Source organism: Mycobacteroides sp. H001, assembly GCF_001440005.1.
Classification (GTDB): Bacteria; Actinomycetota; Actinomycetes; order Mycobacteriales; family Mycobacteriaceae; genus Mycobacterium; species Mycobacterium gwanakae.
In genome coordinates this window covers 87,794-112,566 of the sequence record NZ_LJYH01000021.1, presented here as the reverse complement: position 1 = coordinate 112,566, position 24,773 = coordinate 87,794, and the positions used below count along the sequence as shown (strand labels likewise).

Below are 24,773 nucleotides of genomic sequence, written 5' to 3'. Positions count from 1 at the left end.
AGATGCCATCAGACCAGCGCTATTCCCAGCCAGTTCACAGCTGACGACCGACCACGCCAAGGCTCAGGGGTGGTTACGCGCTTCCCCCGGAGCGTTGATCATCTGCCACGGCGGCATGCCACTCTGCGGGGCCTGCGGCATGTCCGCTGGATTCGGTTTCGAGTGCAGCTCGGCATCCTCGTGCACCGGCCCCGGCGTAGGTGCCTGGCACATCGCCGGATCCGCGCACGGCTGCTCTGCCCAAGCCATCGGGGCAAGCACCGCGGGCGTGACCACCAGCGCCGCCGCGGCGGCTCCTGCCACCACCCACCGCATCACTGTTGACGTCATGACGACCACCTCGCCTATCCATCGACCCCAGAGTCTGACTTTAGGCGCTTTTTGCACGTCACACAGCTAGTTCACAGCTTTTTCGAACTTATCGCGAAGGTTCTGGCCCCGAATCACCTCAGAGGTTGTCCGGGCGTAACGGAACATCAGGCGGCGTCGGCAGATCGGCCGGATCCGGCCACGACCGCAGCTCGGCATCGCCCGGAGTAATGCACACCTCGGATCCGGTCCGAGGCTGCGCGCAATGTCCGTGCCCACCACGGACAGCACTCGCTACATCCACTGAACTGGGACCGGCGGGCACCGCTGCCAGCAGACTCGCCACTACCACCGCCATGGCATATCGAAGGCCAGGCATGGGACAACACCCCTTAAATGCTTAGATTCCCTAACGACACAACATTAAACTCGTTAGGATCTGAAAGCAACCATCAAGGGTGGTGCTTCCCCGGGTTTACCGGATTAGTGGCCGCCCATACCGGGGTTACCGAAAACCATCCAGGGCGGAGTCTCGGCCTGCGGCACCGGCGGAATGTCTGCCGGGTTCGGCGAAGAATGCAGTTCCGCGTCCCCCGCACGGGTGCACACCATGTCGTCAGGCCCACCGTTGCAGTTCTCGGGGTTGGGCGGCTCGGACTGACACATCGCCGGGTCCGCACACTGCGGATCGGCCGCGGCAACCGAAGCCAGCGACACGGGCAAAACGCCCAACGCGGCCGCGGCGGCGCCGACCACAGCCCATCGCACAACTACTGACGTCATGACAAACACCTCATCCTGTGGTCAACCCCAACGACTTAAATTCTAGGTGATCGGCGCATGTCACGCACTGATTCGGTTCGACAGCGCGCCCGGCTATGGGATCCAGATACCCGAGCCGGTACCACCCACGACCAGCCAGGGCGAGGCCTGCGGAACATCAGGGATGAACTCCCGGTTGGGCGTGGAATGCAACTCGGCGTTGCCCGGCTTCACACACACCCGCGCGGTCAGCGGACCACTGCAGTCGTCTGCGGCCGCAACGGGAGCACCCATCAACGCGACCGCGACGGCGGCCGCGGCACCGAGAACCAGGCGAATCCCTGTCACCACCGACCACCTCCTGCGCGTACCACCCGTCATATCCAACGAAGCGCAGCGCTCAGATGTTCCGGTGTGAGGGCTCATTCCTCCTGTAGCTGCGGATCTGCTTCCAGATGCTTCAAGCCGTGCCAACACAGGTTGACGATGTGCGCCGCCACCACTTCCTTTTTGGGCTCCCGCGCATCGAGCCACCACTGGGCCGTCATCGATACCTGCCCCACCAACGCCTGCGCATACAGCGGCGCCATCTCCGCATCCAGTCCCCGGCGCTGGAAGTCGCCCGCCAGGATGCTCGACACCTGACTGACCGCGTCGTTGAGCAGGCTCGAATATGTCCCCGAGCTGACCCCGGGCGGTGAGTCCCGGATCAGGATCCGGAATCCGTCGGTGCGGTCCTCGATATAGCTCAACAAGGCCAACGCCACCTGTTCCAGCCGCACCCGCGAGCGATAACTCGTCAACGACGAGGTGATGCCGTCGAGCAGCACCGACATCTCGCGATCCACCACGACGGCGTAAAGGCCCTCCTTGCCGCCGAAATGCTCGTACACGACGGGCTTAGAGACTCCGGCGCGTTGGGCGATCTCTTCGATGGACGTGGCCTCGTACCCACGTTCGGCGAACAAGGACCGCGCGACATCGATCAGCTGGCGGCGCCGCTCAGTACCGGCCATCCGGACGCGAGGAGTCCGCCCGGGGCCGTCCGGCCTGCTAGGTACCGACATGTGCCATCACTTTCCTCGGCCGCACGACCGAGCTTGTTGACCTGATGTCGCTCGGACAAGCCTCGCTCCTTGGTCGACTACAGTCTTCATTCTGTAACAGTCCGTCGTGGTGTAATCGGCAGCACCTCTGATTTTGGTTCAGATAGTTCAGGTTCGAGTCCTGGCGACGGAGCAGTAGGGAGTAGGAAATGCCAGGCAATCCCGCTGGGACTGCAGTAATCGTGCTAGCCGCGGGTGCCGGTACCCGTATGTGTTCGGACATCCCCAAGGTGCTGCATACCCTCGGCGGCCGCTCGATGTTGGCGCACTCGGTACATGCCGCCGCCAGTGTCAACCCCGAACACCTGGTGATCGTGCTGGGACACGACCGCGAACGCATCGCCACCGCGGTGGAGATACTCGCCGAATCGCTGCATCGCGAGATCGCTATCGCCGTGCAGGAACAACAGCTTGGCACCGGGCACGCCGTGGCATGCGGCCTGCAGGCGCTGCCCGCGGACTTCGCTGGCACCGTCGTCGTCACCTCCGGCGATATCCCACTGCTCGATGGGGAAACACTTGCCGGGCTGATCAACCGGCATCAGGCCGAGCCCGCCGCCGCCACCCTGCTGACCACCACCCTGGCCGATCCCACCGGTTACGGGCGCATCCTGCGCACCCAGGACCGCGAGGTCATCGCCATCGTGGAACAGACCGACGCCACCGACAGCCAACGTGCCATCGGTGAGGTCAATGCCGGGGTGTACGCCTTCGACATCGGGCCGCTGCACGCGGCGCTGTCTCAGCTGCGCTCGGACAACGCCCAGCACGAGTTGTATCTCACCGACGCCGTCTCGATCATCCGCCAGGGCGGAAAAGCGGTGCACGCCAACCATGTTGACGACAGTGCGCTGGTGGCCGGCGTCAACGACCGGGTGCAGCTCTCTGAGATGGGCGCCGAGCTGAATCGGCGGATCATCCGCTTCCACCAGCGCGCCGGAGTCACCATCGTCGACCCGTCGAGCACGTGGATCGATGTCGACGTCCGGATCGGACAGGACGCGACCATCGCGCCCGGCACCCAGCTGCACTCGCAGACCGTCATCGGCGGCCACTGCCACATCGGCCCCGACACCACCCTCATCGACGTGACGGTGGGCGACTCGGCCACCGTCATCCGCACCCACGGCCAGGGCGCCACCATCGGTGCGCGATCGGTGATCGGGCCGTACACCTACCTGCGACCGGGCACCGTGACCGGCGAGAGCGCCAAACTGGGCGCGTTCGTGGAGGTCAAAAACTCGACGGTGGGCCGGGGCACCAAGGTGCCGCATCTGACCTATGTGGGCGACGCCGATATCGGCGAGCACAGCAACATCGGCGCATCCAGCGTCTTCGTCAACTACGACGGAGAAACCAAGCGGCGCACCGTCATCGGCTCGCATGTGAAGACCGGATCGGACACCATGTTCGTGGCCCCGGTGACCGTCGGCGACGGTGCGTACACCGGCGCGGGCACGGTCATTCGCGAGGACGTGCCGCCGGGCGCGCTGGCGGTGTCGGCCGGTCCACAGCGCAACATCGAAGGCTGGGTGGCACAGAAACGCCCCGGAAGCGATGCGGCCAGGGCCGCCGAGGAAGCGTCCAGGGATTCCTGACCTCCGAGGGCGAACACGGCCTCCGAAAACCGGGGTTGGACATCTCGCGTTCAAATTCCGGCAACCCGCTCCCAGTCACCGGGGGAAGGTCCGTACCATTATCCCGGCGGGCCGGTACCCGGCGCCGTCCTTGTGAAGCCCAAAATTACGAACCCAAGAGGACTAGCTGCGCCGTGAGCACCGACTGGACCGATAACCGCAAAAATCTGATGCTGTTCTCGGGTCGTGCGCACCCTGAACTGGCCGAACAGGTCGCCAAGGAACTCGACGTCCAGGTGACCGCGCAGACCGCCCGCGATTTCGCCAACGGCGAGATCTTCGTGCGCTTCGAGGAGTCGGTACGCGGCTGCGACGCGTTCGTCTTGCAATCGCATCCGGCACCGCTGAACACGTGGCTGATGGAACAGCTGATCATGATCGATGCGCTCAAGCGCGGCAGCGCCAAGCGGATCACCGCGATCCTGCCGTTCTACCCGTATGCGCGCCAGGACAAGAAGCACCGTGGCCGCGAGCCGATCTCGGCGCGCCTGGTGGCAGACCTGTACAAGACCGCGGGCGCCGACCGCATCGTCACGGTGGACCTGCACACCGACCAGATTCAGGGCTTCTTCGACGGACCGGTGGATCACATGCGCGCCCAGTCGCTGCTGTGTGGATACATCGCCGAGCACTACGTGAGCAATGGCGAAGATGTCGTCGTCGTGTCGCCGGACTCCGGGCGCGTGCGCGTCGCCGAAAAGTGGGCCGACTCCCTGGGCGGTGTGCCGCTGGCCTTCATCCACAAGACACGTGACCCCCGAGTGCCCAACCAGGTCAAGGCCAACCGCGTCGTCGGTGACGTCACCGGCAAGACCTGCGTCATCACCGACGACATGATCGACACCGGTGGCACCATCGCCGGGGCCGTCGGGCTGCTGCACGAGGCCGGTGCCAAGGACGTCGTGATTGCCGCCACCCACGGCGTGCTGTCCGACCCCGCCGCCGAGCGCCTGGCCAACTGTGGTGCCCGCGAGGTGCTGGTTACCAACACGCTGCCCATCGGCGAGGAGAAGCGCTTCCCCCAGCTGACGGTGCTCTCGATTGCGCCGCTACTCGCCAGCACCATCCGCGAAGTTTTCGAGAACGGTTCGGTAACAGGACTTTTCGACGGGAATGCGTAGCGCCGCGCTGGTCGCGGGGTGCCTGCTGGCGCTCGCGACCGCCGGATGCGAGTCGAAACAACCCGAGCCACAAGCTGGTTCGTCAAGCAGCTCGGCATCGAGCACCACGGCGACACCCACCACCACGCCGACTTCGATGAACGAGTACCTGCAAAGCGCCGGCGTCAAGGTAGTCCCGGTATCGCCGGAGAGTTCGGCGAACGTGCGCGTCGAGATGCCGCTGCCCGAAGGCTGGGAGAATCTGGGCGCGTTCGAACCCGCTTACCTGGTCAGTGACAAACCCAGCGCGGCCGATCAAGGACGAACACCCAGCGCGGTGATCTACCTCATCAGGCTGGAAGGTGCCCTGGACGCCCGCACGGCGATCACCGAGCACGGATTCGTCGACGCGCAGAACGCCCAGGGCTTCCAGAAGATCAGCTCATCCCTGGACGACTTTCAGGGATATCCGTCGGCAGCCATCGAAGGCACTTACGACAACCAGAACGTCCGGGTGCACGCGTGGAATCGGGACGTCATCGTCCCGGACGGACCACTGCACTACCTCGTGCAGCTCACGGTGACCACCACCGAGGCGCAGGCATCGACACTGGCCAAGGACGTCGCCGCTCTCACCGGCGGTCTGAAGATCACGAAGCGCTGAGGCGCCGAATGAAGGCGATGGCGTCCACACCCTCCAGGTGGCCGGGGTCAACCGGGTAACAACCCGTCTGCGGGGCCACGTCCTGACGGGCGAGCAGTCCGTCCGGTATCTCGCCAACAGGAAAGAGGATCCGGTCGGATTCCCAGCTCCACATCCATCCCTGCAGGGTGGCAGCGTGCGGCACACCGATGTTCGCGGCCTCATGGGTGCCGAAATCGCTGGCGATGACCGCGTACGGGACACGAGCGGCCGAGGCCACCAGCGCTCCGGCACACCACCAACTCGCCTGCGTAGGACCCATGGACACCGTGCTCTGATGTCGCTGCAGGTGCTCGTTGTGGGCGAACACCAACGTTGGGCCCCTATGCATTTCGGCCTCGGCGATAGCCTCCAGATTCTCGGCCATGAGCGCATCCCGGACACCCAGCATGGTGGACATGCGATCCGGGCCAGGATCGGCCATCGCGAAATGTGACCGCAGCAGGCTCACTGCCGCGCGGGCGACGGTGCACATCTGCCAGAACTGCTGCGGCGAGGTTGAGGCGCGCAACGCGGGGGCATGCCTCGCCAACGCGATCACGAGTTCATCGGCGATCAGCCGCAATGCACGTGCCGGAGCCGAACGGCCGATCGAGACGGTGGCATCGAGCATGGCGTCCGGGTGAGACCAGGCGGCATCGTCACCCACCAGATCGGTGATCACCTCCTCCGAGTAGGGCAGGGCGGCACCACCGTTCGACAGATACCTGTGCACCGCGAGGAGGGTGTCGCGCGGACTCGGCGACGCCATCATCTCGGTGGTGGCATCGAAGCCGTAGAAACGCACCTGTTCGCCGGGGCCTCGGCCGCTGTTCCAGTCGCGTAGCCACGCGATGAGCTCGCGGCTGGAAGGGTACGCACCGAACCCGTGACTGAATCCGGCGTCGAGCACGTCGTCGAGAGTGCCCTCCCCTGCCGTCACATACCGGTCGACGTCGAATCCGGCCACGGCATCACTCTCCAGCGCAACCGACCGGAAGCCACGCTCGACCACAAGGTGACGAAGCAGGCGGTTGCGCAGATACCCAAACTCCTGCGGCCCATGGGTCGGTTCTCCGATACCGAGCAGGCGGGGCGGGGTGCGCAAGCCCGAAAGGAAGGCGTCGACGTCTGCCTCAAAAGTCACACCCTCGACGGTATCGGCCTTGACCGTTAGGGTCAGCTCCCGTGACCAAATGGACCGCCGCGGCGCTGCCGTCATTCGAAGGCCGCACCGTCATCATCACCGGAGCCAATAGTGGACTCGGCCTGGAGACCGCCCGCGAGCTGGCTCGCGTGGGCGCCCATGTCGTCATGGCGGTGCGTAACACCGAGAAGGGCAAGGCCGCCCAGGCCTCGATCAAGGGAAGCACCGAGGTGCGTCAGGTCGACGTCGCCAATCTGGCATCGGTGCGCGCCTTCGCCGACACCGTCGATACCGCCGACATCCTGGTGAACAACGCCGGCATCATGATGGTGCCGCAGGCCAAGACCGTCGATGGCTTTGAAAGCCAAATCGGCACAAACCATCTCGGCGCATTCGCACTCACCAATCTGTTGCTCCCCAAGATCACCGACCGTGTGATCGCGGTGGCATCGGTCGCTCATCGCGCCGGGAAGATCGACCTCGCCGACCTCAACTACGAGCGGCGCGGATACACCCGCGCCGGAGCGTATGGCGCATCCAAGCTCGCCAACCTGCTGTTCACCAAGGAACTGCAGCGCCGGCTGAGCGCGGCCGGATCGCCGGTGCGCGCGCTGACCGTCCATCCGGGTGTGGCCGCCACCGAGCTGCAGTCGCACAGCGGGAACCCGATCTTCGAGATCGCCTTGAAGACCGGCAACCTCTTTGCGCAGGACGCCGCACACGGCGCCCTGCCGGCGCTGTACGCCGCATCCCAGGACCTGCCGGGCGACACGTACATCGGGCCGGATGGCCCGTTCGAAGCCAAGGGCTACCCCAAGCAGGTGGGTCGCAGCCGCAGAGCCCAGGACGCCGAGAGCGCTAAGGGCCTATGGGACCTGTCCGAGCAGCTCACCGGGGTGTCCTTCCCTCTCTGACACCCACGCTGATTGGTCTTTCAGGTCCGGGCTCGGCTACTCTGAACGGGCTGTCACGGCGAGGGTGGGTCTTCCCACCGTTATCGACGGGATCATGGGCGTCATCCTGATGTCCTCCCTGCGCCGTGTCTCACGAAACGCAAGGAGTTGACCAGATGTCCAAGAAGAACGCCCCCACCAGCAATAACCTCACCGTCACCGTCCGCACGGACACCGGTAAGGGTGCCTCGCGCCGCGCCCGCCGCGACGGCTTGGTCCCCGCGGTCCTGTACGGCCACGGCACCAACCCCGAGCACCTGAACCTGCCGGCCCGCGACTTCGCGGCGGTGCTGCGCCACTCCGGCACCAACGCCGTCCTGACCTTGGACATCGAAGGCCGCGAGCAGCTGGCCCTCACCAAGACCATCGAGATCCACCCCATCCGCCGCAACCTGGTGCACGCCGACCTGCTGGTCGTGCGCAAGGGCGAGAAGGTCACCGTCGAGGTGAACGTCCACGTCGAGGGCGACGCCGAGAGCGGCACCCTGGTCACCCAGGACGCCAACACCCTCGAGATCGAGGCCGAGGCCCTGTCCATCCCCGAGTTCCTCACCGTGTCGGTTGAGGGCCTTGCCGCAGGCACCCAGATCACCGCCGGATCGGTCGAACTGCCCAAGGGCTCCACCCTGATCTCCGATCCCGAGACCCTGGTTGTCAACGTCGTCACCGCACCGACCGCTGCCGACCTCGAGGCCGAGGGTGGCGGCGACGAAGGCGCCGAGGCTCCCGCCGAGGAAGCCGCCGAGGACTCCACCGAAGAGTAGAGCGGAGTAATCCGTGCCTCTATCCGATGACGCCGTGCTGGTGGTCGGCCTGGGCAACCCCGGGCCGACCTACGCCAAGACCCGGCACAACCTCGGATTCATGGTCGCCGACCTGTTGGCGGCCAAGGACGGCGCAACATTCAAGCCGCACAAGAAGTCCGGCGCCGAGGCGACAACGATTCGCCTCGGCGGCCGGGCCGTGAATCTGGCCAAACCACGCACGTTCATGAACACATCCGGCCCTCAGGTGGCCGCGCTGGCCAAGTTCTTTTCCGTTCCCCCCGGGAACGTCATCGTCATGCACGACGAGCTGGATCTCGATTTCGGCACCGTGCGTCTCAAGCTCGGCGGCGGCGAGGGCGGCCACAACGGGCTGCGCTCGGTATCGCAATCACTGGGCAGCAAGGACTATCTGCGGGTCCGCCTGGGCGTCGGGCGCCCACCCGGCCGCAAGGATCCTGCGGCCTTCGTACTGGAGAATTTCGCCAAGACGGAAACCGAACAGGTTCCGTTGCTCTGCGAACAGGGCGTCGATGCGACCGAGCTGCTGATCCGCCTCGGCCTGGAGGCAGCACAGAATCAGGTACATGCCTGGGGTTAGACATCCGGGCGGCCCCGCTATGGTCTCCTCATGACCGACATCGCGGAGATCACCGGCATCAACAAGATCGGCCTGCTCAGCCTGGGGGCATACCGTCCCGAACGCGTCGTCACCAATGAAGAGATCTGCGAGCGCATCGAGTCCTCGGACGAGTGGATCTACACCCGCACCGGCATTAAGACCCGCCGGTTCGCTGCCGAGGAAGAATCCGCCCAGACTCTGGCCATCGAAGCCGGACGTAAGGCCATCGCCAACGCACTGCTCACCGGCGCCGAGATCGACGCGGTGATCGTCGCCACCAGCACGCACTACCTGCAGACGCCGGCGTCTGCCCCGGCCGTCGCCACCGCACTGGGGGCCCAGGGTGTTCCGGCATTCGACCTGTCCGCCGGCTGCGCAGGGTTCGGATACGCGGTGGGCGTGGCGGGCGACATGATCCGTGGTGGCAGCGCCAGCAAGGTGCTGGTCATCGGCTCTGAAAAGCTCTCCCCCGCGCTGGATATGACCGATCGCGGCAACTGCTTCATCTTCGGCGACGGGGCAGGCGCGGTTGTCGTCGGCGAGACCGCCGAACAGGGCATCGGTCCCACGGTATGGGGCAGTGATGGCAGCCAGGCCAACGCCATTCGTCAGGACATCGACTGGATGGACTTCGCGGCAGCACCCGACCCGGAGGGCCCGCGCCCCTACCTGCGCATCGAGGGAACCTCAGTATTCCGTTGGGCCGCATTCGAAATGGGCAAGGTGGGCCAGCGCGCCCTGGAAGCAGCCAAGGTGGGCCCGGAGGATATCGACGTCTTCGTCCCACACCAGGCCAACAGCCGGATCAACGAACTGCTGGCCAAGAACCTGCACCTGCGTTCGGATGCGGTGATCGCCAACGACATCGAGCACACGGGCAACACCTCTGCCGCTTCGGTCCCGTTGGCCATGGAGGGCCTGCTGTCCACCGGCGCCGCCAAGCCGGGTGATCTGGCCCTGCTCATCGGATACGGCGCCGGACTGAGCTATGCCGCTCAGGTGGTCAGAATGCCACCCGTTCCATTCGAGTAGTCAGCGCCCCCGCATCGCGATCCCATCGAGCAGCATGGTGATCCCGAGCGTGAATTCGGTTGCAGGACTGCTCTGTTGCGCCACTTTGGCGAGTGCCGCCACGTTCGGATAGACATCACCGGCGACCCCGCCGATCCGAGTCGCGGCTCCCCTGTTGTCATCTCCGAGGCCGGCCTGCGCGGAGCCAAGAGCGAATCCCAGCACCGCCCGGAACGCGGCCAGCCGACTCTCCTCCTCAAGCCCAGCGCGGCCGAGCGCAGCAATGAGTGCATCGATCACCGCGAAACCGGCAGGCGAGGACATTCGACGGGTGAGCACCAACGGGATGGCGGCCGGGTGCTTACCTACCGCAGTCCAGATGCCCCGCGCGATCCGTTCGACATCGGACCGCCAATTCGCAGACGGCTTGTACGCCGGCACGGCGGCCATCACCGCCGTCACCACCAGCTCCTCCAGCCCTTCCTTGTCATCGACATAGTTGTAGAGCGTCATCGGCCCGGTACCCAGCGCCGACGCCAACGATCGCATACTCAGCGCTGCCAACCCCTTGGCATCTACGAGTTCCAGTGCGGTAGCCGCTATCTCATCCCTGGTGAAGCGCGCTTTCATCAAGCTCCCTTGACAAGTACATCGTACGTATTGCAGTCTCAATCTATACGTACATCGTACCTATAGAACCCAGGGAGAGACCTCATGACGACCTCCACTACCGAACGTGTCGGATTCTCATCTGCCGGCATTCGATGCGCCGGATGGCTCACCCGCCCCGCCGAGCCCGGGCGCCATCCCGCGGTGGTACTAGTGCACGGCCTGGGCGCCACCCACGACATGATGCTGCCGCAATACGAGAGGCACTTCGCGTCGGCGGGGATCGCCACGCTGGCATTCGACTACCGCTACACAGGCGTCTCCGAAGGTTCACCGCGCCAACAATTCTCGATGCGAAAGCAACGCCACGATGTCGAGTCGGCCATCGCGTTCCTGCAGAACCACCCAGATATCGATGGCGATCGCATCGCGTTGTGGGGCACCAGCCTCGGCGCCATGCACGTGACATTGGTGGCCGCCGGTCGTGACGATCTCGCCGCAGCGGTCATCCAGTGCCCCATCGTGCACGGGCCCGGGGCCGCGCGCACTTCCAGCCTCTGGTCGATGATGCGGCTCGGCCTCTCAATCGTCGAAGATCTGCTGCGCATGGCATTCGGTCGACCGAGACGGTATGTGCCGATTGTGGGACCACCGGGAAGCTCAGCACTGGTGAGCACCGATGGCGCCCTGGCCGGTTGGGAGTCGACCTGCCCACCCGGCCATGAGTTCGACAACCGGATGACGGCCGCCGACGCATCCACACTGGTATTCACCTCTGCCCTGCGTCGGGCACGCAAAATTTCCGCACCACTACTGGTCTGCGTCTGCGACCGCGAGGAACTGACGAGTCCCCGTTATGCCGAGCTGGTGGCGCGTGGCGCGCCCCGCGGCGTCGAACTCCACTACGAGTCAGGCCATTTCGATATCTATCAGCCACCGGTGCTGGAGCGTGCGCTGGCCGACCAAACCCTGTTTCTTCGAGAGCACCTTAATGTCGCACGCTGACATCCTGCGCGCCAACGACGCGAGGTTCCTCGATGCCGTGGCGGATCTCAGCCCGGCGGACTGGCTGGGCCCCAGCCTCTGCACCGAGTGGTCGAACCACGAGGTGTTGGCGCATCTGGTGATTGGATGCAGCGCACCGGTACGCGGCATCACCGCGGGAGTGATCCGACAATGGTCATTCGACCGAGAAAACACCAGAACGGCAAAAAGTCTGGCAGCCGATCGATCGCCCGAGGAACTCCTGGGCGATTACCGCGGGCTCATCAACCGACCCACCGGAATCGGCAAGGTGTTTCCGCGCAGCCTGCTCCTGGGTGATCACGTGGTCCACGAACTGGACATCCTGTTCGCACTCGACCGCGCATCTTCGATACCCGCGGGCATTCTCGTCAAGGTGCTCAACACTCAAGTGGGACTGCCGAATCCGTTTGTCCCCGCATACTTCACCGCACGTGGGCTCCAGTTGCGCGCAACGGATGTCCGCTGGGCTCACGGAAGATCGGGCCCGGAGGTGCACGGCCCGGCCGCCGCGTTCACATCGGTGCTCGCCGGCAGGCCACGAATGCTCGAGTGCCTGAGCGGTGAGGGCGCCGCGGTGCTCACGGAACGACTCGGATCACATGCGCGACGGTAACGGCGCTTAGATGACGAGGGCCACCGATGTCGAGCGGCGCAGCTTGCCGGACGGCGTCTTCGGAATGCTGCCCGGTCCAAGCACCACCACGTTGCGCGGACGCACATCGACCTCGGCAACGACCTCGTGCGCGACCTGCTGCTCGATCCGGCGAACCTCGTCCGCGTTCTCGAATGCGTTGGACTCCACCACAACCGCGAAGGTCTCGCGCTGATTCTTGGGGTCCACCCCGGCTTCCAGTCGCACGGCGACCGCACAACCCGGCCGTACACCCTCGACGCGGCCGGCCGCACGTTCGATATCGGTCGGGTAGATGTTGCGGCCCGCCATGATGATGACGTCCTTGACACGACCGCAGACCACCACGTGTCCACGCTCGGTCAGATAACCGAGGTCACCCGTGTTGTACCAACCGTTTTCGTCTTGTGCCGCCAGGAATCCACCCATGGTGACGTAACCGGGGGTCACCGACTCGCCACGCAACTCGATGACGCCGACGCCGCGCGGGGGCAGCACGTTCAGGTCCTCATCGATGACACGCGCCTCGATGCCGGGCAGCAGCGGGCCGAGTGTCGCCAGGTGGCGCAGATTTCCGCGGGTGGCGGGAACGGCGCGGCGCAGCGCGGCCAACAGGTCGGCGTCAACCTCGTCGACGATGAGACCGGAGGCTTCAACCTCCGAGAAGGAGACGGCCAAGGCGGTTTCGGCCATGCCGTAGGCAGGCACCATCGCGGAGGGCTTGAACCCAAAGGGCTTTCCGGCATCGCACAGATCATGGACCACGGCCGGATCTACCGGCTCGGCGCCCGAGAGCACGAATCGCAGGGTCGAGAGGTCGAAGTCGCCCGGCTTGGCCTGGTTGCGTAGCCGCTTGGCGAATAGCGAGTAGGCGAAGTTCGGGGCGGCCGTCATGGTGCCCTTGTACTTGTCAATCAGCCTGCCCCACAACAGAACATCGCGCATGAAGTCCATCGGGGTGATCTTGACCAGCTCGGCACCGAAGAACATCGGCACCGTGAGGAAGCCGACCATGCCCATATCGTGGAACAGCGGCAACCAGCTGACCATCACGTCGGACTCGGGCTTGTACTTGGAGGCGACGTACATGCCGTGCGCGTTGGCGTAGAGGTTGCGGTGGGTGATCTTGACCGCCTTGGGCGAGCCGGTAGATCCCGAGGTCAGCTGCATGAGCGCCACAGCATCCTCGTCGACATCCAGGGGCTCGATCGCGTCGGCGTCCCACAGATCCTTGATCTGGACGACGATGACGCCCTTCTCCTCCAGCACCGGTGCGGCGGCGTCGAACGGCGCGGACACGATGACGGCCTTCGCCCCGATCATGTCGACAACCTTGAGGGTGTCCTCGGCCCACACGGCGAGGTCGGTGCGCGGGGTCGGCTGGTGCAGCATCGTCAGCGAGGCACCACGCATCCACACCGCCTGGATCGCCGGGGCGATCTCAACGGGCATACCCACCAACATGCCGATCGCATCGTCAGGTCCGAGACCTGCGGCGGCCAGACCACCGGCCAGCTGCTTGGCGCGCTCGTGGACCTGCTTCCAGGTGTGCCGAACGGGGGTGTCGGGTTCGCCGGTGACCATGCCCTTGCTGCTGGACAGCGCATTGGCGTAGAGCTCGTCGGTAAACCTGCTCACAGTTCCTCCTGGCCTAGGCCTGTTGGGCGAGTCACGCGTCCTTATCGGATGGTCCGCCACAGCTGCCGCGACGCGCGGTAGGCGCGCGCGGGGCCGTTAGCAGCGGATTCATATCGTTCAGGTGACAGTCCGGATGCCTTCGTACGATCCCGTAGCATCTTAGGCTTTTCTTAATCGCCGTCAAAACCCACTGTGATCTGGCCGTTCGGCGTGTCGCATTGTTCGGCGTGTCTAGCCGTCGCTGCGGCCCTGGATGACCTGCGCGCCATGCACGGGCCCACTGGCCACCCGGACGGTCCGGCACACACCGGCGCCGGCGAGCTCGGCACCCACCTGCACCGCATCGTCGGCCGAGGTACACAAGAACGCACACGTGGGGCCGGAACCCGACACGATTCCGGCGAGAGCACCCGCAGACTCCCCTGCCCGCAGGGTGCGCCGCAGCCCCGGATTGAGACTCACCGCAGCGGCCTGCAGCTCGTTGCCCAGTAACGGCGCCAATCGGCGTGCATCCCCGGCAGCGAGCGCCCCGAGTAATTCGTCGGACTCGTCGAGCCGCGGCGGATCGCCGTTCTCGCGCAGCCGGTCAATCTCCCGGAACACATCGGGTGTCGACAAACCCCCGTCGGCGAACGCAAACACCCAGTGAAAGACGTTGCGCGCCAAAACCGTGGCCAGCTGCTCGCCCCGGCCCGTGCCCAGGGCCGTTCCCCCGTGCAATGCGAACGGGACATCGCTGCCGAGCCGCGCGGCCAGGTGGTGCAGATCGCGGCGCGGCACACCGGCGCGCCAGAGCTCGTTCATCGCGACCAGCACCGCGGCCGCATCGGCGGATCCGCCGGCCATACCGCCTGCGACCGGGATGTCCTTGTTGATGAAGATCGACACGTCGGGGGCGCGGCCCACATGGTCGGCGAAGAGTTCGGCGGCCTGCCAGGCAAGGTTGCGCTCGTCGGTGGGCACCGTCCCCTCGCCCTGCCCGACAACGTCGACCGACAGCACGTCGGCATCCCGAACCGTGACGTCATCGGCCAGTGACACCGCATGGAAAACGGTGGTCAGCTCGTGATAGCCGTCGTCACGCAGGTCTCCGACCGCGAGGTAGAGATTGACCTTGCCGGGCGCCCGAACGGTCACCGCGCCGGTGGGCACCCAATCGGAGACGGTCTCGGACACGCCCATGAGGGTACGTTCTGGCGGCGCAGTTGGCCGTTACCCGTCGAACAACGAAGACATCGCGGCTTTATCTGACTAAAGTCAGGTAAATGACCGATGCCCTGGTCGACGGGTTGCGCAGCTTCAACAGAACCGTCACCCAACGAATAGGCGTCCTCGAGAGCGAATACCTCACCCGGGACCGCCCACTGGGGCAGTCGCGGGTGTTGTGGGAGATCGGCGCCAACGGTTCCGGGCTCTCGGGGGGATGCGATATCCGCGAGCTGCGTGCCCGCCTGGGACTGGACTCGGGGTACCTCAGCCGGCTGTTGCGTGCCCTGGAAGGCGGTGGGCTCATCGAGGTGAATGCCGCGGACGGCGACACCCGGGTGCGCACCGCGCGCCTGACGCCCGCAGGCCACACCGAACTGTCCGAGCTGGATCGTCGCTCGGACGACCTGGCGCGTTCGATCCTGGAACCGCTCAGCATCAGCCAGCGGCAACGGCTCGCCGATGCCATGGCTGAAGTCGAACGACTCTTTGTGGCCTCGCAGGTTCAGATCGCCGTCATGGACACCCGCTCCCCGGAGGCCCGGTATTGCATTCGCGCCTACTTCGACGAGATCTCGGCGAGATTCTCGGGCGGGTTCGATCCCGCGCTGACGCTCCCCGCCGGCGACGCCGAACTCTGCGCCCCCGCCGGACTGTTCCTCGTCGCAACCCTGCACGAAGAGCCCGTCGGCTGCGGTGGGCTCAAGCTCCTCAGGAACGCTGGCGGCATCATCGAAACGGCCGAAGTCAAACGAGTGTGGATTTCCCCCAATGTCCGCGGTATGGGACTCGGGAAACGAATTCTCGCCGAGCTTGAGCAGCGGGCAATCACCCACGGCGCCCGCACGATTCGCCTGGACACCAACCGGGCTCTTACCGAAGCGATCGCGATGTACCGCTCGGCGGGCTACAGCGAGGTCGCCGCGTTCAACGACGAAAAGTACGCGCACCACTGGTTCGAAAAGCGCCTGGGTTAAGGCGTTTTCGCGGCCCCGATGCAGGTGGCGGTGAGCAGCCTCGTGAGCGTGCTGGCGAAATCCGTGTCCCAGTCTTGCGGAAAGCCCGGCTCTTCCTTGAAATCGTGCTCGAGCCCCTCGGGGGGATGAGTGAACTGCCACAGCATTCCGGACAGCGCGAAGGCCGAAGTGACGATGTCGAGTGCGCTGTTGCGGTCCAGCTCCGGCACCGCGCGTTCTATCGCGTCGACCATCGTCATCGCCGCCGCCTGGTTGACCCGCTGAGCCTCCCGGACCTGGCCGAGTTCCACCTCGTGCTCAAGGTGCAGATAATGACTGCCCAGCAGATCGCAGAACAGCGGTGCCTCGATGAGAGCACGCGACAGCACGGCACCGACATCTGCGGGCGACCGCTCCCGCGAGCCGTCCAATGCCGAGCACACGGATTCAGCCAACGCGGCCATACCTTCTGTCGAGAGCCTCAGCAGCACCTCTTTATGGGAGCTGAAGTAGCGGCGCACCGCGGAGTGATGGACACCCGCACGATTGGCCAAACCCGTGAGAGTGACCGACGCGACACCGGACTCCAGCGCCAGCGAGCGCGCCGCTTCCACGATCGTTGCCGCACGTTGACGCTTGTTCTCCTCCGAACGTGCGCGCCGGAAACCCAGATGTGTCATCCACCTCAAGATAACGCACGGCGTGTGACTTGCGGGCGCACTTACCCGCTGGTAGGTTGCCTGTAACGCACACGCTATGCGTTATACGTGAACGCTTCATGCACTTTCCGGTAAACGATCTGTTCGACAGCACACGGGTGAAGGGGTCCTGCGATTCTCAGCGCATTGAAGCGGGCGTGGATCCCGGTGGTCATGGTGCTTGTCCTGGCTATCGCGGGTTTTGCGGTATGGCGCATTCGCGGCATCTTCGGTTCTCATCAGCTGCCCACCTACGCCGGCAGCATGACCGACGACAAAAACAACTCCAAGCCCAAGCACGTGGTCTACGACATCTTCGGCCCGCCCGGAACCATTGCCGACATCAACTACATCGACAAGGAAGGGGAGCCCCACCAGATCAACGGGGCGACGCTACCGTGGTCGATTGAGATCGTCACGACAGCACCGTCGATGACGGGCAACATCCTGGCTCAAACCCGCAATGCTGACGGACTGGGCTGCCGCATCACGGCCAATGGCGAGATAAAAGACGAGAGGTATACCAACGAGGTGAGCGCCTACGTCTACTGCTTTGTGAAGTCCGCATGAGCGGGGCACACGCCAACGGCGAGCCCACATTCATCGCCAAATGGATTCGGCGTCTGTCGGTTCCCATCGTCATCGCATGGGTGGCAATCGTCGTCATCCTCGCCCTCTCGGCGCCTCAGCTAGAACAGGTCGGTCAAGAGAACACCGTTTCGCTGAGCCCCAACGACGCGCCGTCGATGAAGGCCATGAAGAACATGGGACGGCTCTTCCAGGAGTCGGACTCCAACAGCGCGGCCATGATCGTGCTGGAGGGCGACCAACCGCTGGGCCCCGGCGCGCACAAGTTCTACGACGAAATGGTGACGCAGCTGCGCGCGGACACCAAACACGTTCAGCACGTTCAGGACTTCTGGGGCGATCCGCTCACCGAGTCCGGCGCGCAGAGCACCGACGGCAAGTCCACCTACGTACAGGTCAACCTGGCCGGTGACATGGGCGAGACGCTCGCGAATGAATCGATCGAGTCCGTCCGCGACATCATCAAGAAACTAACCACCGACGCGCAGGGCAACCCCAAGCCGATGCCGGACGGGCTCAAGGTCTACGTCACCGGGCCCGCCGCCCTGCAGACCGACTTGGCCCACGCCGGCGACAGCAGCATGATCAAGATCACCGGGCTGACGTTCATCGTCATCATCGTGATGCTGGCGTTCTTCTACCGATCGTTCTTCACCGTGCTGTTGGTGCTGCTCATGGTGGGCATCCAGCTGGGCGCCGCACGCGGAGTGATCTCGGTGCTCGGCGACAACCACATCATCGGACTGTCCACCTTCGCGGTGAATCTCCTTGTGGTGCTGGTCATCGCGGCGGGAACCGACTACGCCATCTTCCTCATCGGGCGATATCAGGAAGCCCGGGTCAAGGGGCTGGATAGCGAAGCCTCGTACTACGACATGTTCCATGGCACAGCACATGTCATCTTGGGCACGGGATCGACGATCGCCGGAGCCATGTACTGCCTGAGCTTCACCCGCATGCCCTACTTCCAGACCCTGGGCGTGCCCTGCGCCGTCGCGGTCCTGACGGCCGTGGCGGTCGCCCTCACCCTGGGACCGTCGCTGATCACCATTGGAAGCCGCTTCGGACTGTTCGAGCCCAAGCGCGCCATGCGAATTCGCACCTGGCGCCGCATCGGTGCCGCGATCACCCGCTGGCCGGGCCCGATCCTGGCCGCTTCGATGGCGATTGCGATCATCGGACTGGCCGCGCTTCCTGGCTACCAGACCAGCTACGACGACAAGAAGTACATCCCCAAGGACATCCCCGCGAACCAGGGCTTCCAGGCCGCCGACCGGCACTTCGACCCGGCCCGGATGAACCCGGAAATGCTGGTCCTGGAGTCAGATCACGATATGCGGAACTCCGCGGACTTCCTGGTGATCGACAAGCTGGCCAAGGCTGTCTACAAGGTTCCGGGAATCGCACGCGTGCAAGCGATTACCCGTCCTCAAGGCACCCCGATCGAACACAGCTCCATCCCCTTCCTCATCAGCGCCCAGGGCGTCGGCCAGGTTCAGAACATGAAGCTGATGAAGGACCGGATGGCCGATATGAAGGTCCAGGCCGACCAAATGGGTCTCATGGTGAACACCATGAAAAAGATGCTGGCCAACATGACCGAGCTCACCGGCGTGATGCACCAGATGATCGTCGAGATGCACACCCTGCAGGGCACCATCCACGACATGCGGGACAGCCTCGAGAACTTCGACGACTTCTTCCGCCCCATCAAGAACTATTTCTATTGGGAGAAGCACTGCTTCGATATCCCGGTCTGCCAGGCGTTCCGATCGATCTTCGAGGTGCTCGACAAGATCGATGAGCTCACCGAGAACATGGACGGCATGGTCCTCTCGATGGAGAAGATGGACGTCATCATGCCCCAGATGGTTGCCGATATGCGGGACATGATCCCGCTCATGGAATCCATGCAAAACATGATGCTGACGATGTACAGCACCATGGGCGGCATGTACAACCAGATGGACGAGATGAGCAAGGACTCGACCGCCATGGGCAAGGCCTTCGACAAGGCCAAGAACGACGACTCCTTCTACCTGCCGCCGGAGATCTTCGACAACCCCGACTTCAAGCGCGGCCTCAAGATGTTCCTGTCCCCCGACGGCAAGACGCTGCGCATGATCATCTCGCATCGCGGTGATCCCACGTCGCCCGAAGGACTTTCACATATCGAGCCCATCAAGCTGGCCGCGATCGAAGCCGTCAAGGGCACTCCCCTTGAGGATGCCAAGATCGAATTGGGCGGCACCGCAGCGACATTCAAGGACATGTCCGACGGCGCCCGATACGACCTGATGATCGCCGGCATCTCCGCGCTGTGCCTGATCTTCCTGATCATGCTGCTCATCACCCGAAGCTTCGTGGCCTCGCTGGTGATCGTCGGCACCGTGTTGCTGTCCCTGGGCGCGTCATTCGGCTTATCGGTCATCATCTGGCAGTACATCCTGGGGCAGGAATTGCACTGGATGGTCATGCAAATGGCGATCATCGTGCTGCTCGCCGTGGGATCCGACTACAACCTGCTGCTGGTGTCCCGGCTCAAGGAAGAACTACCGGGCGGGTTGAAGACGGGCATGATCCGGGCAATGGGTGGCACTGGCAGCGTGGTGACATCCGCTGGCCTGGTGTTCGCCTTCACCATGATGGCCATGGCCATCAGCGATCTGACGATCATCGGCCAGGTGGGTACCACCATCGGTCTGGGTCTGCTCTTCGACACCCTGGTGGTGCGGTCGTTCATGACACCAGCCATCGCGACCCTGCTGGGCCGCTGGTTCTGGTGGCCGCTGAACGTGCGCACCCGGCCACTGCCGCCGCCGAGAACACCTCAGCCGGCAGGTTCGGTACCGCCTCCCCCAGCGCCGGTCGGTGCGGGACCAGATCCGGTGACCACAGAGTTCCCCAGACACGCGTAGTAGGACGAAATCCGCCACCACGCTGGGCTACTCGTGACACCCTCGGTGCATGCCGGTACCGGGTGGCGAATTCCATGGCTACGTCATCGACGCTGTGGCGGGCCGTGGCGGTACGGCACAGGTCTTCCTAGCGCACCGCGATGACGGTCCGGACGTCGCCCTGAAGGTGCTGGATCCACGGCATCGAAACCCCGAGAGTATCGACCGGTTGCACCGTGAATTTGATTTGGCCCAAAGGTTTTCGCACCCGCGCATCATCACGGTCTACGAACGCGGTGACGATTGGCTGGCCATGGAAGCGCTCACCGGCGGCTCGGCGAAAGACTTGGTGGGCACAGATCAGAGCTGGATCATGCCCATCAAGCTAACTACCCTTCAACAGATCGCCGGAGCGCTGGACTACATCCACGACGCCCAGGTGGTGCATTGTGATGTGAAGCCGTCCAACATCATGCGCCGGCGCTCGGGAGGCGCCGTGCTCACCGATTTCGGTATCGCCCAGGAACTTGCTCTCGCCTCCGGGCCGCGCAGGCCCGTGGTGCAGACATCGCTGCCCTACGCGGCACCCGAGGTGCTGCGCGGGCAACCCGTCACGGCGGCCACCGACCAGTATGCGTTGGCCTGCACCGCGGTCGAACTGTTCGACGGCAAACCCCCCTTCACCGCACGCACCGCGATGAGACTCGCTGACCTGCACCTGAACGCCACTCCGTGGCCGATCTCATACCGCCATAAGGACATCCCCCGAGCGTTCGATTCGATCGTCGCCAAGGCCATGGCCAAAGATCCGTTAAGCCGCTATCCGACATGTACGGAGTTCATAACACTTTTGACACACGCGATGACCTAATCCCCGGTACCGTCGCCCCATGGCATCTCCAGCTAATTACGATACGTCCGCCCTCACTCGCGAGGACGAGGGATATCACAAAGGCCTGAAGAACCGCCAAGTCCAGATGATCGGGATCGGCGGTGCCATCGGCACCGGCCTGTTCATGGGCGCCGGAAAACGACTGCATGAGGCCGGGCCAAGCCTGTGGCTCGTCTACGCGGTCTGCGGCATCTTCGTCTTCTTCATGCTGCGTGCCCTCGGCGAGCTGGTGCTGCACCGCCCGTCATCGGGTTCCTTCGTGTCATACGCGCGCGAATTCCTCGGGGAGAAGGCCGCTTACGTCGCCGGCTGGATGTACTTCGTCAACTGGGCGGCCACCTCGATTGTGGATGTCACCGCGATCGCCCTGTACATGCACTACTGGGGATCATTCAAGGCCATTCCGCAGTGGACCATCGCACTGATCGCCCTGGTCATCGTGCTCACCATGAACATGATCAGCGTCAAGCTGTTCGGCGAGATGGAGTTCTGGGCCGCACTCATCAAAGTCGTTGCACTCGTAGCCTTCTTGATCGTCGGCATCGTGTTCTTGGCGGGACGATTCACCGTCGAAGGTGCCGCCACCGGGCCCTCGATACTCGCCGACAACGGTGGACTCTTCCCCACCGGACTATTGGCCCTGGTGGTGGTCACCTCCGGTGTGGTCTTTGCCTACGCCTCAGTGGAATTGGTGGGCACCGCGGCGGGTGAGACGGAGAACCCCGAGAAGGTCATGCCGAAGGCCATCAACGCCGTGGTGATTCGTATCGCCGTCTTCTACGTCGGCTCATTGATTCTGCTGGCATTGCTGCTGCCCTACACCCTCTACAAGGAGGGCGAGAGCCCGTTCGTGACGTTCTTCTCCCGGGTGGGTCTGCCCTACGCCGGCGACATCATGAACTTCGTGGTGCTCACTGCCGCGCTGTCGAGCCTGAACGCGGGCCTGTACAGCACCGGCCGCATCTTGCGTTCCATGTCGATGAATGGCAGTGCACCGCAACTCTTGTCCCGCATGTCATCCAACGGCGTCCCTTTCGCAGGCATCGCACTGACCGCGTGCTTCACCGTCGTCGGCGTCTTCATGAACATGGTCATCCCGGCCAAGGCGTTCGAGACCGCGCTAGATGTGGCAGCACTCGGAATCATCGCCTCGTGGGCCACCATCGTCATCTGTCAGCTGCGGCTGTACCAATGGACGCAACGGGGCATCTTGCAACGCGGCAAGTTCCAGATGCCCGGCGCCCCCTACACCGGGTACGCCACACTCATTTTCCTGCTGGTGGTGCTGGTGCTCATGTGTTACGAAAACTATTGGAACCTGGTGGCTCTGGGTATCTTCACGCCGCTGCTCATCATCGGCTGGTACCTATCCAAGGAACGCGTCATGCAGCTGGCCCGCGAGCGCGTGGGCTACACCGGGCAATACCCGGTGATCGCGGAGACTCCGATGATGGACGATCCGCCCAACCTCGGAGACAAGTAGAACCTAGACGATCGCCGAACGCTCCAGCAGCCGGGCGAAATCGGCGACATCCAGCGTCTCGCCGCGACGCGCCGGATCGATACTGGCAGCCAGCAGCCGGCGTGCCGACTCGTCACCCGAGCCCGCCCACTCCGCGAATGCGTTACGAGAGGTCTTGCGGCGCTGGGCGAATGAGATGTCGATGAGGTCGAAGAGCTCCTTACGGAACCCGGCATCGGAGGGCCAGATCGCATCAGGATGGCGGTCGATGCGCACCAGACCCGAGTACACCCGCGGAATCGGCCAGAACACCGCGGGAGACACCGTACCGAGACGCTTCACCTTGCCGAAGTAGCGCACCTTCACACTCGGCACACCGTAGATCCGCGAGCCCGGCTCCGCCGTCAGCCGATCGGCCACCTCGGACTGGACCATCACCAAAATGGTCTTCACCGACTCGAATTCGGTCAGAATCCGCAGCAGTGCCGGGACCGCGACGTTGTAGGGCAGGTTGGCCACCATGGCCGTCGGCGGATCCCCCGTGATATCGGCGGGGGTGAGCTTCAGTACGTCTTGGTGAATCACCGAGAACCGGTTGAACTCGCTGTGCGAGTGCTCCTTGACGGTGGCCGGAAGGCGTCGAGCCAACACCGGATCCACCTCGACGGCGGTCACCGCACAGCCCTTGTCCAGCAGCCCCAGCGTCAGTGAGCCCAGGCCGGGCCCCACCTCGATGACATGATCGCCCTTACCGACACCCGACGCCGACACAATCCGGCGAATGGTATTGGCGTCGTGAACGAAGTTCTGGCCCAGCGTCTTCGTCGGTCGGAAATCGAGATCCTTGGCCAGTTGTCGGATCTCGGTGCGGCCGAGCAGCCTGATGGTCAGCGGGCACCGACCCTCGCGCTGCACACCGGCCAAGCACCCCAACCCTGCACAGCCAGCGTCTTCTCGGCGATGGCGATCTGTTCCTCACGCGTCGCGAGGTCGGCACGCGGTGCGTACTTCGCGCCGCCGTGGGCCAGCCAGGTCCCGTAATCGAACTGCACGCCGCCGTAGAAGCCGTTGCCCGTGTTGATGGCCCAGTTGCCACCGGCCTCACAGGAAGCCAGGGCGTCCCACGCCGAGCCACGGGTCACCGCGGGCACCTCGGTACCCGGCTTGGCACCAACCCGCAGCACCGAGTCGCGGGCGGGGGTCAGCACGTTGTTGGACACCGGCATCCGCCCGGTTTCGCGGCCATTGACCGTCAGCACCGAGTACACGATGTCCTGGGTACCGGGAGCGCCCGGGTCTTCGACGACCGAGCGGCTCATGTTCATGTCGGCGTCTTCGATCTTCTGAGGAGTCGGCGCCAACGGAGCCTGTTCGGTCACCTTGCTGACGCGAATACGCGTCACAGTGATCGGCATATCGGCGGTCACGGGAGTGCTCGGCGCGGGATCGACGGTGTCGAACTGCTGCAGCGGGTTACCGGTGGCCTCCAGGAGCGTCCCCACGGTGGGCGCGGCGATACGCGGGGTGCTGATCGCGCCGCCGTCGTTCAGGCGCACGGTCTTGGCACTGACCACCGCCAGCGACATGCCCTCCAACGGGAGACGGCTGCCGCGTGTGGCGGCGGTCGGGGCGGTGTCGGTCATGGACAGCTGAGACAGCGCGTCGTTCACCGTGTTGGCGGTGGTCCAGACCTGCTGGGTGCCCTGCCCGTCCACAGAGATGTCCAGCGGGCGCGAGCGCTTGAGCACGATGGTGTCGCCGTCGCGCACCGCGTCGTGCTTGGCGGGAGCGACATCGTCACGATCCGTCAGCGCGTACCCGTAGTCGGCCAGGACCTCGGACACCTGTGACTTGACGGTCGTGACCGTCATGGCGTTCCCGTCGACGTTGAGAGTCAAGGTCTTGTGCGCAGCGATGGCGTAGCCACCGCCCGCGCCGATCACCACCAGCAGGGCGGCCACAAGGGCGCGCAGCAAGGGCGATCGCGTTGCGTTGAGCTTCGTCAGTGCATTCACGAGTAGGAGATTCCTGCGTTCGTTTCGGTGCCTCGATACCGGTAGTCAACGGTGACACCACC

General features: G+C 64.4%; 26 protein-coding genes and 1 tRNA gene. 15 read left to right on the top strand and 12 right to left on the bottom strand.

The genetic code is table 11. The features are described 5' to 3' along the window. Positions 1–63: 63 nt before the first annotated feature. The 5 genes from AOT83_RS02460 to AOT83_RS02440 all read right to left on the bottom strand — a co-directional run bounded on the left by AOT83_RS02460 (position 64) and on the right by AOT83_RS02440 (position 2,087). Entirely contained in the window at positions 64–330 is a 267-nt protein-coding gene (locus AOT83_RS02460) for a hypothetical protein (protein WP_030094583.1), read from the bottom strand. A gap of 118 nt (positions 331–448) precedes the next feature. Beyond that, entirely contained in the window at positions 449–688 is a 240-nt protein-coding gene (locus AOT83_RS02455; RefSeq protein WP_030094582.1) for a hypothetical protein, read from the bottom strand. Positions 689–792: 104 nt separating this feature from the next. Beyond that, positions 793–1,092 (bottom strand): hypothetical protein, encoded by a 300-nt coding sequence (locus tag AOT83_RS02450; RefSeq protein ID WP_030094581.1) that lies wholly within the window; start codon positions 1,090–1,092, stop codon positions 793–795. Between the two features lie 93 nt (positions 1,093–1,185). Next, a complete protein-coding gene (locus AOT83_RS02445; protein ID WP_030094580.1) occupies positions 1,186–1,419 on the bottom strand; it encodes a hypothetical protein in 234 nt (77 codons plus the stop codon). Between the two features lie 74 nt (positions 1,420–1,493). Then, the gene (locus tag AOT83_RS02440; protein ID WP_030094579.1) at positions 1,494–2,087 is read right to left on the bottom strand and encodes a TetR/AcrR family transcriptional regulator; all 594 of its coding nucleotides are present in this window, start codon (positions 2,085–2,087) and stop codon (positions 1,494–1,496) included. 151 nt (positions 2,088–2,238) lie between these two features. Between AOT83_RS02440 and AOT83_RS02435 the strand changes: the two genes are divergently transcribed. The 4 genes from AOT83_RS02435 (at position 2,239) to AOT83_RS02420 (ending at position 5,578) form a co-directional block, all read left to right on the top strand. Next, positions 2,239–2,310, top strand: a tRNA-Gln gene (locus tag AOT83_RS02435). 16 nt (positions 2,311–2,326) lie between these two features. After that, entirely contained in the window at positions 2,327–3,775 is a 1,449-nt protein-coding gene (glmU, locus tag AOT83_RS02430; protein ID WP_030094578.1) for a bifunctional UDP-N-acetylglucosamine diphosphorylase/glucosamine-1-phosphate N-acetyltransferase GlmU, read from the top strand. A 173-nt stretch (positions 3,776–3,948) separates the two neighbouring features. After that, on the top strand, positions 3,949–4,935 hold the full coding sequence (locus AOT83_RS02425) for a ribose-phosphate diphosphokinase (protein WP_005059141.1): 987 nt from the start codon (positions 3,949–3,951) through the stop codon (positions 4,933–4,935). Then, entirely contained in the window at positions 4,928–5,578 is a 651-nt protein-coding gene (locus tag AOT83_RS02420; RefSeq protein ID WP_057963799.1) for an LpqN/LpqT family lipoprotein, read from the top strand. Before AOT83_RS02425 ends, AOT83_RS02420 begins: the two co-directional genes overlap by 8 nt. On the opposite strand, the gene AOT83_RS02415 is transcribed toward AOT83_RS02420, so the two are convergent. Next, entirely contained in the window at positions 5,565–6,743 is a 1,179-nt protein-coding gene (locus tag AOT83_RS02415) for an erythromycin esterase family protein (RefSeq protein ID WP_057963798.1), read from the bottom strand. The two genes, AOT83_RS02420 and AOT83_RS02415, sit on opposite strands and share 14 nt — an antisense overlap. Before the next feature lie 41 nt (positions 6,744–6,784). Here AOT83_RS02415 and AOT83_RS02410 point away from each other — a divergent pair, with 41 nt between their 5' ends. The 4 genes from AOT83_RS02410 to AOT83_RS02395 all read left to right on the top strand — a co-directional run bounded on the left by AOT83_RS02410 (position 6,785) and on the right by AOT83_RS02395 (position 10,114). Further along, positions 6,785–7,657: an oxidoreductase gene (locus tag AOT83_RS02410; RefSeq protein WP_030094575.1), complete on the top strand. Its 873-nt coding sequence runs from the start codon at positions 6,785–6,787 to the stop codon at positions 7,655–7,657. Between the two features lie 155 nt (positions 7,658–7,812). Beyond that, positions 7,813–8,460: a 50S ribosomal protein L25/general stress protein Ctc gene (locus AOT83_RS02405; RefSeq protein WP_057963797.1), complete on the top strand. Its 648-nt coding sequence runs from the start codon at positions 7,813–7,815 to the stop codon at positions 8,458–8,460. 13 nt (positions 8,461–8,473) lie between these two features. Continuing rightward, positions 8,474–9,061: an aminoacyl-tRNA hydrolase gene (gene pth / locus AOT83_RS02400; protein ID WP_057963796.1), complete on the top strand. Its 588-nt coding sequence runs from the start codon at positions 8,474–8,476 to the stop codon at positions 9,059–9,061. Positions 9,062–9,091: 30 nt separating this feature from the next. Further along, positions 9,092–10,114, top strand: coding sequence for a beta-ketoacyl-ACP synthase III (locus AOT83_RS02395; protein ID WP_030094572.1), 1,023 nt, complete (start codon positions 9,092–9,094; stop codon positions 10,112–10,114). Here the strand turns inward: AOT83_RS02395 and AOT83_RS02390 are convergent, their stop codons facing one another. After that, a complete protein-coding gene (locus AOT83_RS02390) occupies positions 10,115–10,723 on the bottom strand; it encodes a TetR/AcrR family transcriptional regulator (protein WP_057963795.1) in 609 nt (202 codons plus the stop codon). A gap of 84 nt (positions 10,724–10,807) precedes the next feature. On the opposite strand from AOT83_RS02390, the gene AOT83_RS02385 reads away from it, so the two are divergent. Together AOT83_RS02385 and AOT83_RS02380 are read left to right on the top strand one after the other, a co-directional pair. Then, the gene (locus AOT83_RS02385; RefSeq protein WP_057963794.1) at positions 10,808–11,707 is read left to right on the top strand and encodes an alpha/beta hydrolase; all 900 of its coding nucleotides are present in this window, start codon (positions 10,808–10,810) and stop codon (positions 11,705–11,707) included. Beyond that, entirely contained in the window at positions 11,694–12,341 is a 648-nt protein-coding gene (locus tag AOT83_RS02380; protein WP_057963793.1) for a maleylpyruvate isomerase family mycothiol-dependent enzyme, read from the top strand. The genes AOT83_RS02385 and AOT83_RS02380 overlap by 14 nt, the downstream gene beginning before the upstream one ends. Before the next feature lie 6 nt (positions 12,342–12,347). Here AOT83_RS02380 and AOT83_RS02375 read toward each other — a convergent pair whose 3' ends face one another. Beyond that, the gene (locus AOT83_RS02375; RefSeq protein WP_057963792.1) at positions 12,348–13,997 is read right to left on the bottom strand and encodes a fatty acyl-AMP ligase; all 1,650 of its coding nucleotides are present in this window, start codon (positions 13,995–13,997) and stop codon (positions 12,348–12,350) included. A gap of 231 nt (positions 13,998–14,228) precedes the next feature. Next, positions 14,229–15,179 carry a 4-(cytidine 5'-diphospho)-2-C-methyl-D-erythritol kinase gene (locus AOT83_RS02370; RefSeq protein ID WP_057963791.1) on the bottom strand — a complete coding sequence of 317 codons (951 nt, stop codon included), beginning with the start codon at positions 15,177–15,179 and terminating at the stop codon, positions 14,229–14,231. 83 nt (positions 15,180–15,262) lie between these two features. Here AOT83_RS02370 and AOT83_RS02365 point away from each other — a divergent pair, with 83 nt between their 5' ends. Then, on the top strand, positions 15,263–16,180 hold the full coding sequence (locus tag AOT83_RS02365) for a helix-turn-helix domain-containing GNAT family N-acetyltransferase (RefSeq protein WP_057963790.1): 918 nt from the start codon (positions 15,263–15,265) through the stop codon (positions 16,178–16,180). Here AOT83_RS02365 and AOT83_RS02360 read toward each other — a convergent pair. After that, the gene (locus AOT83_RS02360; protein WP_057963789.1) at positions 16,177–16,839 is read right to left on the bottom strand and encodes a TetR family transcriptional regulator; all 663 of its coding nucleotides are present in this window, start codon (positions 16,837–16,839) and stop codon (positions 16,177–16,179) included. The genes AOT83_RS02365 and AOT83_RS02360 overlap by 4 nt on opposite strands. A 165-nt stretch (positions 16,840–17,004) precedes the next feature. Here AOT83_RS02360 and AOT83_RS02355 point away from each other — a divergent pair, with 165 nt between their 5' ends. Genes AOT83_RS02355 through AOT83_RS02340 form a run of 4 tightly spaced genes read left to right on the top strand, consistent with a single transcriptional unit; the run spans position 17,005 to position 22,717 of the window. After that, positions 17,005–17,427 carry an MmpS family protein gene (locus tag AOT83_RS02355; RefSeq protein WP_109365295.1) on the top strand — a complete coding sequence of 141 codons (423 nt, stop codon included), beginning with the start codon at positions 17,005–17,007 and terminating at the stop codon, positions 17,425–17,427. Then, on the top strand, positions 17,424–20,363 hold the full coding sequence (locus AOT83_RS02350) for an RND family transporter (RefSeq protein WP_057963788.1): 2,940 nt from the start codon (positions 17,424–17,426) through the stop codon (positions 20,361–20,363). Before AOT83_RS02355 ends, AOT83_RS02350 begins: the two co-directional genes overlap by 4 nt. Positions 20,364–20,412: 49 nt before the next feature. Continuing rightward, positions 20,413–21,213 carry a serine/threonine-protein kinase gene (locus AOT83_RS02345; protein WP_057963787.1) on the top strand — a complete coding sequence of 267 codons (801 nt, stop codon included), beginning with the start codon at positions 20,413–20,415 and terminating at the stop codon, positions 21,211–21,213. Positions 21,214–21,232: 19 nt separating this feature from the next. Continuing rightward, a complete protein-coding gene (locus AOT83_RS02340) occupies positions 21,233–22,717 on the top strand; it encodes an amino acid permease (protein ID WP_057963786.1) in 1,485 nt (494 codons plus the stop codon). A gap of 3 nt (positions 22,718–22,720) precedes the next feature. On the opposite strand, the gene rsmA is transcribed toward AOT83_RS02340, so the two are convergent. Further along, positions 22,721–23,620: a 16S rRNA (adenine(1518)-N(6)/adenine(1519)-N(6))-dimethyltransferase RsmA gene (gene rsmA, locus AOT83_RS02335; RefSeq protein WP_057963785.1), complete on the bottom strand. Its 900-nt coding sequence runs from the start codon at positions 23,618–23,620 to the stop codon at positions 22,721–22,723. Next, on the bottom strand, positions 23,584–24,711 hold the full coding sequence (locus AOT83_RS02330) for a resuscitation-promoting factor (protein WP_046252756.1): 1,128 nt from the start codon (positions 24,709–24,711) through the stop codon (positions 23,584–23,586). Before AOT83_RS02330 ends, rsmA begins: the two co-directional genes overlap by 37 nt. Between the last annotated feature and the right edge of the window lie 62 nt (positions 24,712–24,773).

Coding starts and splice junctions, on each gene's coding strand:
- AOT83_RS02460 (WP_030094583.1), bottom strand. CDS start 330: ATGACGTCAACAGTGATGCGGTGGGTGGTGGCAGGAGCCGCCGCGGCG.
- AOT83_RS02455 (WP_030094582.1), bottom strand. CDS start 688: ATGCCTGGCCTTCGATATGCCATGGCGGTGGTAGTGGCGAGTCTGCTG.
- AOT83_RS02450 (WP_030094581.1), bottom strand. CDS start 1,092: ATGACGTCAGTAGTTGTGCGATGGGCTGTGGTCGGCGCCGCCGCGGCC.
- AOT83_RS02440 (WP_030094579.1), bottom strand. CDS start 2,087: ATGGCCGGTACTGAGCGGCGCCGCCAGCTGATCGATGTCGCGCGGTCC.
- glmU (WP_030094578.1), top strand. CDS start 2,327: ATGCCAGGCAATCCCGCTGGGACTGCAGTAATCGTGCTAGCCGCGGGT.
- AOT83_RS02420 (WP_057963799.1), top strand. CDS start 4,928: ATGCGTAGCGCCGCGCTGGTCGCGGGGTGCCTGCTGGCGCTCGCGACC.
- AOT83_RS02405 (WP_057963797.1), top strand. CDS start 7,813: ATGTCCAAGAAGAACGCCCCCACCAGCAATAACCTCACCGTCACCGTC.
- AOT83_RS02395 (WP_030094572.1), top strand. CDS start 9,092: ATGACCGACATCGCGGAGATCACCGGCATCAACAAGATCGGCCTGCTC.
- AOT83_RS02390 (WP_057963795.1), bottom strand. CDS start 10,723: ATGAAAGCGCGCTTCACCAGGGATGAGATAGCGGCTACCGCACTGGAA.
- AOT83_RS02385 (WP_057963794.1), top strand. CDS start 10,808: ATGACGACCTCCACTACCGAACGTGTCGGATTCTCATCTGCCGGCATT.
- AOT83_RS02380 (WP_057963793.1), top strand. CDS start 11,694: ATGTCGCACGCTGACATCCTGCGCGCCAACGACGCGAGGTTCCTCGAT.
- AOT83_RS02370 (WP_057963791.1), bottom strand. CDS start 15,179: ATGGGCGTGTCCGAGACCGTCTCCGATTGGGTGCCCACCGGCGCGGTG.
- AOT83_RS02365 (WP_057963790.1), top strand. CDS start 15,263: ATGACCGATGCCCTGGTCGACGGGTTGCGCAGCTTCAACAGAACCGTC.
- AOT83_RS02360 (WP_057963789.1), bottom strand. CDS start 16,839: ATGACACATCTGGGTTTCCGGCGCGCACGTTCGGAGGAGAACAAGCGT.
- AOT83_RS02350 (WP_057963788.1), top strand. CDS start 17,424: ATGAGCGGGGCACACGCCAACGGCGAGCCCACATTCATCGCCAAATGG.
- AOT83_RS02345 (WP_057963787.1), top strand. CDS start 20,413: ATGCCGGTACCGGGTGGCGAATTCCATGGCTACGTCATCGACGCTGTG.
- AOT83_RS02340 (WP_057963786.1), top strand. CDS start 21,233: ATGGCATCTCCAGCTAATTACGATACGTCCGCCCTCACTCGCGAGGAC.